This is a genomic window from Mycobacterium sp. 1245852.3 (assembly GCF_001669335.1).
GTDB classification, from domain to species: domain Bacteria; phylum Actinomycetota; class Actinomycetes; order Mycobacteriales; family Mycobacteriaceae; genus Mycobacterium; species Mycobacterium europaeum_A.
Genome location: NZ_LZLL01000008.1, coordinates 1 through 7484 on the forward strand (window position 1 = coordinate 1; position 7484 = coordinate 7484).

General features: G+C 68.5%; 7 protein-coding genes and 1 pseudogene. 7 read left to right on the plus strand and 1 reads right to left on the minus strand.

Annotated features, from left to right (window positions below; genetic code table 11):
• Window positions 1–231, minus strand: a pseudogene (locus A9W96_RS00235) (MFS transporter); the annotation flags it as partial.
• Window positions 232–426: 195 nt separating this feature from the next.
• On the opposite strand from A9W96_RS00235, the gene A9W96_RS00240 reads away from it, so the two are divergent.
• The 7 genes from A9W96_RS00240 to A9W96_RS00270 all read left to right on the plus strand — a co-directional run.
• Entirely contained in the window at window positions 427–1011 is a 585-nt protein-coding gene (locus tag A9W96_RS00240) for a TetR family transcriptional regulator (RefSeq protein WP_066865332.1), read from the plus strand.
• Window positions 1012–1067: 56 nt separating this feature from the next.
• Window positions 1068–2081, plus strand: coding sequence for an ABC transporter substrate-binding protein (locus A9W96_RS00245; protein ID WP_066865320.1), 1014 nt, complete (start codon window positions 1068–1070; stop codon window positions 2079–2081).
• A 112-nt stretch (window positions 2082–2193) separates the two neighbouring features.
• The gene (locus A9W96_RS00250) at window positions 2194–2868 is read left to right on the plus strand and encodes an allophanate hydrolase subunit 1 (protein WP_067137245.1); all 675 of its coding nucleotides are present in this window, start codon (window positions 2194–2196) and stop codon (window positions 2866–2868) included.
• 18 nt (window positions 2869–2886) lie between these two features.
• A complete protein-coding gene (locus A9W96_RS00255) occupies window positions 2887–3798 on the plus strand; it encodes a 5-oxoprolinase/urea amidolyase family protein (RefSeq protein ID WP_067137247.1) in 912 nt (303 codons plus the stop codon).
• Between the two features lie 471 nt (window positions 3799–4269).
• Window positions 4270–5667 (plus strand): MFS transporter, encoded by a 1398-nt coding sequence (locus A9W96_RS00260; RefSeq protein WP_067137250.1) that lies wholly within the window; start codon window positions 4270–4272, stop codon window positions 5665–5667.
• 89 nt (window positions 5668–5756) lie between these two features.
• Entirely contained in the window at window positions 5757–6908 is a 1152-nt protein-coding gene (locus A9W96_RS00265; protein ID WP_156748871.1) for a uroporphyrinogen-III synthase, read from the plus strand.
• Window positions 6899–7484, plus strand: a 586-nt coding sequence (locus A9W96_RS00270; protein WP_066865307.1) for a sirohydrochlorin chelatase, incomplete at its 3' end; no start/stop codon positions are given. The genes A9W96_RS00265 and A9W96_RS00270, both read left to right, overlap by 10 nt.

A 7484-nucleotide genomic window follows, 5' to 3' on the forward strand; every position in this document is an offset into this window, starting at 1 on the left:
CCCGTGCGCCCCGGCCGTCATCTGCACCACCACGATGCTCCACAGCATCCACACGCTGAAGCCGACGTGCTCGGCGAAGATCGAGAAGATCAGGTTCCGCCGGGCGATCGGCTTGCCGGTGGTCTCCCAGAATTCGGGGTCTTCGGGCCGCCAGTCATCGATCCAGTGCCGCCCCTTGCGAGACTCGCGCGGTGGCGCGGGCTGCGATGCCGGGGTGATGGTCGAGGTCATCTGGTGGGACTCCTGGCTTGAATGGGGCGCGGGCAGTGACCACTCGACGCTAAAGAGGCACTGTTACCGGACTGCGTGTGCACAGTTACGTGGGCGATACGCAGAAATTGCAGCGGCCAGGACCCTTTTGTCAGAACTCTGCAACGCAAGATGTCGCGAACCCACGGCGAGGGCTCGATGCGCGACAATCGGCTCATGCAGGTGACTGAGGCTCCCCTGGGCCTACGGGAGCGCAAAAAGATCAAGACCCGCCGCGCCATCCGGCGCGAGGCGTTTCGCCTCATCGAGGAGAACGGCTTCGCCGCGACCACCGTCGAACAGATCGCCGAGGCGGCCGACGTGTCGCCGAGCACCTTCTTCCGCTATTTCCCGTCCAAGGAATCGCTGCTGCTCGCCGACGACCTGGACCCGCTGATCCTCGAGGCGTTGAAGGCCCAGCCGCTCAACCTGTCTCCGGCCCAGGCCTTCCGCCGGGCCTACGCGGCCGTCATCGCCGAGTTGCCCGACGACCAGCTGGAGTTCGAGAGCACCCGGCAGCGGCTGATGTTCTCCATACCCGAGCTCAAGGCGGCGATGTACGACGAGTACTACCGCACCGTGACGGTCGCCGCCGAGGCGATCGCGCACCGAATCGGCCGTGCCGCAGACGATTTCGAGGTCCGGGTGTTCGCCGGCGCGTTGACGGGTGCCATGATGGCCGCCTTCGACAGCGCCCCCAAGACCGCCGACACCATCTATCGGGCCCTGGATTTCATGGACGCCGGCATGCCGCTGGGCTAAGGGCCTCAACAGCGCGGCGATGCATTTGTGCGGGCGGAACGCGATACTCTCACGCGATGCGACAGGGATGGAATCGACGGGGATTCTTGCAGCTCGCAGGGGCTGCCGGGGTCGCCGCGATCGGCGGCGCGACCGCGCTCTCCGAGCTCGTGGCGGGGTGCTCGTCAAGCAAACCGGCTCCGGGCGCCACCCCGGGCTCGGTGACGATCACCCACCTGTTCGGTCAGACCGTCATCAAAGAACCACCCAAGCGCGTCGTCAGCGCCGGCTACACCGAGCAGGACGACCTGCTCGCGGTCGGGGTGGTGCCGATCGCGGTGACCAACTGGTTCGGTGACCAACCATCCGCGGTCTGGCCGTGGGCCACGCCCAAGCTCGGCGGGGCGCAGCCGACGGTGCTGAACCTGGACAACGGCATTCCCGTCGACCAGATCGCCGGCCTGAAACCGGATCTGATCGTGGCCGTCAACGCCGGCCTGGACGCCGACACCTATCAGAAGCTCTCCGCGATCGCCCCGACCGTCGCCCAGTCGGACGGCGACGCCTTCTTCGAGCCGTGGAAGGAGCAGGCCACCACCGTCGGGCAGGCGGTCTTCCAGGCCGACCAGATGAAGTCGTTGATCGACGGCGTCGACCAGAAGTTCACCGACATCGGCAAGAAGAATCAGCAATGGACCGGCAAGAAGGCGCTGCTGATGCACGGCGCGCTGTGGCAGGGCACGGTCGTAGCCACCATGGCGGGCTGGCGGACGGACTTTCTGAACCAGATGGGCCTGGTCATCTCCGACAGCATCAAACCCTTCGGCACCGATCAGCGCGCCGTCATCCCGCGCGATCACATCAAGGCGGTACTCGATTCCGCCGACCTGGTGATCTGGACGACCCAGAACCCCGACGATCAGAAGGCGATACTGGCCGACCCGGAGGTGGCCGGGTCGCTGACCACGGCGCAGAACCGCCACATCTTCACCACCAAGGACCAGGCCGGCGCCATCGCGTTCGCGTCGCCGCTGAGCTACCCGGTCATCGCCGACCAGCTGCCCCCGCTGATCACCAAGATCCTGGGGTAGCCACGCGCGCGGGCGTGGCTGTTTGAGCGTTTGCTAAGGCAGCTCTGGCAGTGCTCGAAAATCCGTCGCCCGCCCCTCGCACAGGCCCCGATCCCGGGGTTACCGTCGAGTAATGAGCGTGACGGATCTTAGCGGCGACCTGGCCCACAACCTGCCGACGGAGCTGGTCGGCAACACCGTCGTGGACTACGGCGACCGCGCGCTGATGGTGCAATGCGGCAGTACCGCCGAGGTATTGGCATGGGCGGACGCGCTGCGCGCCGCGGCGATACCGGGCGTGGTCGACGTCGTGCCGGCCGCCCGCACGGTGCTGGTGAAGCTGGACGGCCCGCGCTCTCAGGGCGTCATCCGTCAGCGGCTGCGCAAGATGCGCGTCGACGCCGCCCCTTGCGCCGCCTCGGCGCGCCGCGCCGACGTGGTCATCGACGTCGTCTACGACGGCCCGGACCTGGCCGAGGTCGCCGACCGCACCGGACTGACCATCGCGGCGGTGATCGACGCCCACACCGCCACGCCGTGGCGGGTCGGATTCAGTGGATTCGCACCCGGTTTCGCCTATCTGGTCGACGGCGATCCGCGCCTGCGGGTGCCGCGCCGCCCCGAGCCGAGGACATCGGTGCCCGCCGGCTCGGTCGGCCTCGCCGGTGAATTCAGCGCGGTCTACCCGCGGCAGTCCCCCGGTGGGTGGCAACTGATCGGCCACACCGACGCGGTGCTGTGGGATCTGCAGCGGCCGAACCCGGCGTTGTTGGCGCAGGGCATGTGGGTTCAGTTCCGGGCCGTCTAGATACCTGAGGAGATAGCCGTGCCGATCCTGGAGATCCTGCGCACCGGACCGTTCGCCGTCGTCCAAGACCTCGGTCGCCCGGGGCTGGCCCACCTGGGCGTGAGCCGCTCGGGAGCAGCCGACCGGCGCGCGCACAAGCTGGCCAACCGGCTGGTGGCCAACCCCGACGACCGCGCCACCGTGGAGGTGACGTTCGGCGGTTTCGCGGCCAGGGTCGCCGGCGGTGATGTGGACATCGCTGTGACGGGCGCCGACACCGACCCCACGGTCAACGGAATCAAGTTCGGCACCAACAGCATTCATCATGTGCGCGATGGCGAGGTGATCTCGCTGGGCGCGCCGCGCGCGGGGCTGCGCAGCTATCTGGCGATCCGCGGCGGCATCTGCGTGGAGCCGGTGCTCGGGTCGCGCAGCTACGACGTGATGTCGGCCATCGGCCCGGCGCCGCTGCGCAGCGGTGACCGCCTGCCGATCGGCGAGCACACCGACGCCTACCCCGAGCTGGACCAGGCGCCGGTCGCGGCCATCACCGACCATGTCGTCGAGCTGTCCGTGGTGCCCGGGCCGCGCGACGACTGGTTCGTCGATCCCGACGCCCTGGTACACACCGATTGGGTGGCCTCGGATCGCAGCGACCGGGTGGGGATGCGGCTGACGGGCCGGCCGCTGCAGCACTGCTACCCGGACCGCCAGCTGCCCAGCGAGGGCGCCACCCGCGGCGCAATTCAGGTGCCCCCCAACGGTTTACCGGTGATCCTGGGACCCGACCATCCCGTCACCGGCGGCTACCCGGTGATCGGCGTGGTGGTCGACGAGGACGTGGACAAGATCGCCCAGGTGCGGCCCGGCCAGACCGTGCGACTGCACTGGGCGCGGCCCAGGTCCCTGGTGGGCGCCCAGTCCGGTGCCGCGAGTTGGCCGTTTTCCTAGATCTCACCCGCCGAATCGTCGGCGCGGGAATCGCCTGTATCCCAGCTCACACCGCGGCGGCCGGATGCGTGAAATCACTTGATGGCGGCGCCCATTCACGGCCGTTGAACCGCGGCCTCGCGAATTGATTGCCCCTCAGGCAGTTACCAGATAACTGGTAAACAACTAACAGGCGATATCGGCCCGTTCCGGTTGACCCGTTCGCGTCGTAAATGTGAGCATCGGACCATACGGCGGGGCATGCCCGCCCATTCGGGGTGCCCAAGCGTCGAAAGCCAGTCTCCGAACCGCTTTCCCGATATCGGGCGAGCGCGGTGACCCCTGGCGCGGCGGCGGCCCGATGCGGCGGTTCGTGGGGCCTGAGGAGAGGATCTGTATGCACGCCGGTCGACGCGATGCCATTGGGGCGCAATCGCTTTCCGTGATACGGCGACAGGCATAACCGCCGTGGCGAAGAAAGGTGACGATCGGATGGGCCGCAACCACCGCATCGCGGACTGGAATCCGGAAGACACGACGGCCTGGGAGGCCGGCAACAAGAAGATCGCCCGGCGCAACCTGCTGTGCACCATCGCCGGTGACCACGTGGCGTTTTCGATCTGGACCCTGTGGCCCGTCATGGCGTTGTTCATGCCGGGGTCGGTCTACGGCTTCTCCGCCGGCGACAAGCTGCTGCTCGGCGCGGTCGCCACCCTGGTCGGTGGTTGCGCGCGGATCCCCTACACCTTGGGCATCGCCGCCTTCGGCGGTCGCAACTGGACGACGTTCTCGGCCTTCGTGTTGCTGATCCCGACGGCCGGCACCATCGCGCTGCTGGCCAATCCCGGTGTGCCGCTGTGGCCGTTCGTGCTGTGCGCCGCCCTGACGGGGCTGGGCGGCGGCAACTACGCGGCCTCGCTGGCCAACGTCAACGCCTTCTACCCGCAGCGACTCAAGGGCGCCGCGCTGGCCGTCAACGCCGGCGTCGCCAATCTGGGGGTGGCGGTGATCCAGTTGGTCGGCCTGCTGGTGCTGGCCACCGCCGGCCACGAGGCGCCGTACTGGGTGTGCGCGGTGTACCTGGTGTTGCTGGTCGTCGTCGGCATCGCGGCCGCCTTGTTCATGGACAACGTCAACCACGGCACCCAGCTGAGCACCATGCGCTCGATCCTGTTCGAGCGCGACACGCATGTGATCTCGCTGCTCTACATCGCCAGCTTCGGCTCCTGGATCGGCTTTTCCTTCGCCTTCGGTCAGGTGATGCAGGTCAACTTCGCCGAAGCCGGGGAAAGCCCCAAGCATGCGGCGCTGCACGCCGCGCAGCTGGCCTTCCTCGGGCCCCTGCTCGGCTCGCTGGCGCGCATCTACGGTGGCCGGCTGGCCGATCGGCTCGGCGGCAGCCGCGTCACCCTGGGCGTCCTGGCCGGCATGACCCTGAGCGCCGGGCTGCTGGTCACCATCAGCACCTTCGACGACCACCACGCCGCGGCCCACTCCGTCAGCATGATCGGCTACGTCACCGGCTTCATGGTGTTGTTCGTCCTGTCCGGCATGGGCAACGGTTCGGTGTTCAAGCTGATCCCGTCGGTCTACGAGGCGCGCAGCCGTTCACTGGACGCGAGCGAGGACGAACGTCGTCATTGGGCCCGCGCGAAGGCGGGATCGCTGATCGGCGTCTGCTCCGCCGTCGGTGCGCTCGGGGGCGTGGGGATCAACCTGGCGCTGCGCCAGTCGTACCTGAGCACCGGCACCGAAACGTCGGCCTACTGGGTGTTCCTGGTGTCCTATGTGGTGGCGGCGATCATGACCTGGACGGTCTATGCGCGCCGGCCCGCAGCCGCGCCCGGCCTGTCCGGGTCGGCACCGGAAACCGAGGCGGCCCGCGTGTGAGCCGGCTCGCAACACGGGCAATGCCACAGCAATTGACCGGTAACGCAACGGAAACGTCGCAGGCATACACACTTCATATGGCCCCCCAACTGGCCCCACCAGACTCCGCGCCGCTGACCGGCTACCGGATCGCCGTCACATCGGCGAACCGCGCCGAGGAGCTGTGCGCGTTGCTGCGCCGCAACGGCGCGGAGGTGTCCAGCGCCGCGGCCATCAACATTATCGCGTTGCCCGAAGACGAAGAACTGCAGAACCACACCGAGGCGGTGATCGCGGAGCCGCCGGATATCTTGGTGGCGCACACCGGCATCGGCTTTCGCGGCTGGGTCGCCGCGGCCGACGGGTGGGGCCTGGCCACCCAACTGCTGGCGTCACTTGCCAAGTCGCGGATCGTGGCCCGCGGCCCGAAGGCGACGGGGGCCTTGCGCGCCGCCGGATTACACGAAGAGTGGTCGCCCAAATCCGAATCGTCGCGCGAGGTCCTGCGCTACCTTCTCGAGTCGGATGTCGCCGGCAAGCGCATCGCCGTCCAGCTGCACGGCGCAGCCGACGGGTGGGATCCGTTCCCCGAATTCATCAACGGCTTGCGATCGGCGGGCGCCCAGGTGGTGCCCATTCACGTATACCGCTGGAAGCCAACGCCGGCCGGCGGTGACTTCGACCAGCTCGTCGCCTCGGTCGCGCGGCGCCAGTTCGACGCGGTGACCTTCACCTCCGCCCCCGCCGGCGCGGCGCTGTTGGAGCGCAGCCGTGAGTTGGGCATCGAAGACCAACTGCTGCAAGCGCTTCGCAGTGACGTGCACGCGATGTGCGTCGGCCCGGTCACCGCGCAACCGTTGATCCGTGCCGGGATCCCGACGTCGTCACCAGAGCGAATGAGGTTGGGGGCGCTGGCCCGCCACATCGCCCAGGAACTCCCGCCCCTGCGGTCGTGCACCATCCGCGCGGCCGGCCACGACATCGAGATCCGCGGGACCTGCGTGCTGGTCGACGGTTCGGTGAAGTCCCTGTCGGGGTCGGGCATGGCGACCCTGCGGGCGCTGGCGCAACGCCCCGGCGATGTCGTCGCGCGCAACGACTTGCTCCGGGTGCTGCCCGGCAACAGTAACGACCCGCACGCCGTCGATACCGCGGTGCTGCGGTTGCGAACGGCGTTGGGCGACAAGAACATCGTCGCAACGGTGGTCAAGCGCGGCTACCGTCTTGCGATCGATCATCCGGAAGACTCCCCATGGCACTGATCCTGGTAGCACACGGCACCCGCCGCCCTGGCGGTGTGGCGATGGTCGAAGACCTTGCGGCACAGGTGAGTACGCTGGTCCGCAGCCAAGTCGACGTCGCCTTCGTGGACGTGGTGGGCCCCACCCCCAGCGAGGTCCTGGTGCGCGTGAAGGCGGACGACCGGCCCGCCATCGTGGTGCCCGCGTTCCTGTCGCGCGGATACCACGTCCGCGCCGACCTGCCCGCGCACGTGGCGGCCAGCGGCCATCCGAACGTGCTCGTCACCCCCGCGTTGGGTCCGAGCGGTCAGATCGCCCGCATCGTCGGCGACCAGTTGGTGAAATGCGGCTGGCGTCCGGGCGATTCGGTGATATTGGCGGCCGCGGGAACCTCGGATGACAAGGCGCGCGCGGACCTGCACACCACCGCGACGTTGTTGTCCGCGTTGACCGGATCACGGGTGAGCCTGGCGTTCGCGGCCACCGGCGATCCACAGCTGGCCGAGGCCGTGGAGCGGGCCCGCGCGCGCCGCGCCGGTAGCCGTGTCGTGGTCGCCTCATACCTGCTGGCCGACGGCCTGTTCCAGCAACGGCTGC